Raw genomic sequence first — 2,427 nt, forward strand, 5'->3', positions numbered from 1 at the left:
CGCTTGCTTTGGTTTAACCTGAGCAGCTTAGCTTTTGCTGCGCTTTTTTCCGGCTTGAGATTTTGAGTTTTACGGCAACTGCTTGAGTTTTTTTGAATTACCCCTTGACAATCAAGACAGTCGCTACAAAACTGTAGGTTGGGTTGAGGCACGAAACCCAACCATAAACCCAAGGAAACTAAAGTAGGTTGGGTTGAGGCACGAAACCCAACAATACACCCAAGGAAACCCAACAAAAAGATTCAGACAGATTTAGGTGTTGGCTGTTGGGTTTCGCTTTTCCCTGAGAATTGAGAGGTTTTCTTGAACATATTTATTCGCTCAAACCAAGCTAGGGACTGCACCTAGTTTTTTACACACAATTCCTGATGGTTTAAAATAGCTTCTGATACCTCAATGAGTAGAAAAGCGATCGCATCTTGATGATCCGCGTCGGTTAAAATGGTTTCGAGGGTGCTAGGGGTGGGAATTTCGTCCCCATCTGCCAACATAAAGGAAATATGACCTTTTAAGGCTTCAGTTGCCATTTTTTTCGCTTCTTCGATGGTTTCTCCTGCACTAATACAACCCGGAAAGTCATAAAATTGTACCCCATAATCACTATGGTTATCTTTATGAACGGTGGCTAAATAAGTAATCATTGATTTCTCATTTCAGGTTCGCATTAGATTATATTCTTCGCGGATTGATGAAGTTAGAGATTCCACTAAGATTAATTTTTCCTCAATTGACAGGTTTTTTCCTTGTTTAATTAATGTTTGTAAAGACATTTTTTGCAAATCAAATTCAGGCACAAGTCGAGCCAATTCTTGTGTTTGTTGATTTTGTAAGTCAGTAATTAATTCTTGTAAAAATAGAGAATCATTACTTAAGTCTGAAATTTCATCTTCATAGTTTTCGAGAGCTTCTATTTGTTGAATACGGTCACTATAATTTTTGAGAAGGGATTCGAGAGCTTCGATAATAAATTGGATGTCTTTAAATGATAGAGTTTTCATAGTTTACCTCAACTTACTTTTTTAAATCCTATAGTAATCATAGCAATTATCGTCGATTGGGTTGACCCAAGGAAACCCAAAAAAAAGATTCAGACAGATTTAGGTTTTGGGTGTTGGGTTTCGCTTTTCCTGAGAATTGAGAGGTTTTCTTTAACCTATTTATTCGCTCAAACCAACCTACGGACTCTAATTTTTACTCATTTTTTGGCGAATCATGCTGATTAGTTTTTGAGCTTGTTGATAACCTGCTTCATTCCCTTGTTGACGATATAATTCTGAGGCTTTTTCGGCATCAGCAAGGGCTAAATCGTATTTCCGCAAGTCTCTGTAAAGAATCCCCCGATTGTAGTAAGCCAGAGCATAATTAGGATTAATTTCAATAGCATTGGTGTAGTCAGCTAAAGCTAATTCATATTTCTGCTGGTTATGGTAAAGAACCCCCCGATTGTAGTAAGCATCAGCATCATTAGGATTAATGTCAATAGCTTTGTTGAAGTCAGCTAAAGCTAAATCGTATTTCTGCTGGTTATGGTAAAGAAGCCCCCGATTGTAGTAAGCATTAGCCAAATTAGGATTAATTTTAATAGCTTTGTTCCAGTCAGCTAAAGCTAAATCGTATTTTTCTTGGAGACGGTAAAGATTCCCCCGATTGTTGTAAGCCAGAGCAAAATTAGGATTAATTTCAATAGCTTTGTTGATGTCAGAGAGGGCTAAATCGTATTTCTGCTGGTTATGGTAAAGACCCCCCCGATTGTTGTAAGCATCAGCATCATTAGGATTAATTCTAATAGCTTGGTTGTAGTCAGCTAAAGCTAATTCGTATTTCTGCAAGTTATAGTAAAGAAGCCCCCGATTGTTGTAAGCCAAAGCAAAATTAGGATTAATGTCAATAGCTTTGCTGTAGTCAGAGAGGGCTAATTCGTATTTCTGCAAGTTATAGTAAAGAAGCCCCCGATTGTTGTAAGCCAAAGCAAAATTAGGATTAATGTCAATAGCTTTGTTGAAGTCAGCTAAAGCTAATTCGTATTTTTGTTGGTTATAGTAAAGATTCCCCCGATTGTAATACCAAACAGCACGGGGAGCGAGCTTAATTGCCTGAGTAATCGCCGCTAATCCCTCATCATACCATTTTAATTGACTTAATACTACATATTTCTCGTTATAGTGATTGGGGTTATTGGGAACCAGAGAAATCGCCTGATTAATCACCGTTAATGCTTGCTCATAATTTTCTCTGGCTTCTCTTTCTGTACCGGCAATTTTTGAGAAGTCACCTAAATAGCGATAAACAACACTTTGCTTTTGTAAAATACTACTGTGAAACTTCTTTAAATCTTCCCCTTTAGGTAAGGTATTAATCGCTTGTTGCAAAGCTTCTATAGATGTTTGATATTTACGTAACTGACCTAACGCGAATCCCTTCCCATAC

At 37.5% G+C, this 2,427-nt stretch carries 3 protein-coding genes; all 3 read right to left on the reverse strand.

Annotation, left to right across the window (positions count from 1 at the left end; all coding sequences use genetic code 11):
- Nucleotides 1–344: 344 nt before the first annotated feature.
- Nucleotides 345–641 carry a type II toxin-antitoxin system HicB family antitoxin gene (locus MiAbW_RS18905; RefSeq protein ID WP_002763050.1) on the reverse strand — a complete coding sequence of 99 codons (297 nt, stop codon included), beginning with the start codon at nt 639–641 and terminating at the stop codon, nt 345–347.
- Between the two features lie 12 nt (nt 642–653).
- Nucleotides 654–998: a hypothetical protein gene (locus MiAbW_RS18910; protein ID WP_151697329.1), complete on the reverse strand. Its 345-nt coding sequence runs from the start codon at nt 996–998 to the stop codon at nt 654–656.
- A 186-nt stretch (nt 999–1,184) separates the two neighbouring features.
- Nucleotides 1,185–2,427, reverse strand: a 1,243-nt coding sequence (locus MiAbW_RS18915; RefSeq protein ID WP_151697330.1) for a tetratricopeptide repeat protein, incomplete at its 5' end; no start/stop codon positions are given.

Source organism: Microcystis aeruginosa NIES-4325, assembly GCF_008974145.1.
Lineage (GTDB): Bacteria > Cyanobacteriota > Cyanobacteriia > Cyanobacteriales > Microcystaceae > Microcystis > Microcystis aeruginosa_G.

What these genes read in the sequence shown, in the direction of transcription:
- MiAbW_RS18910 (WP_151697329.1), bottom strand. Translation starts at nt 998, where the DNA reads ATGAAAACTCTATCATTTAAAGACATCCAATTTATTATCGAAGCTCTC.
- MiAbW_RS18905 (WP_002763050.1), bottom strand. Translation starts at nt 641, where the DNA reads ATGATTACTTATTTAGCCACCGTTCATAAAGATAACCATAGTGATTAT.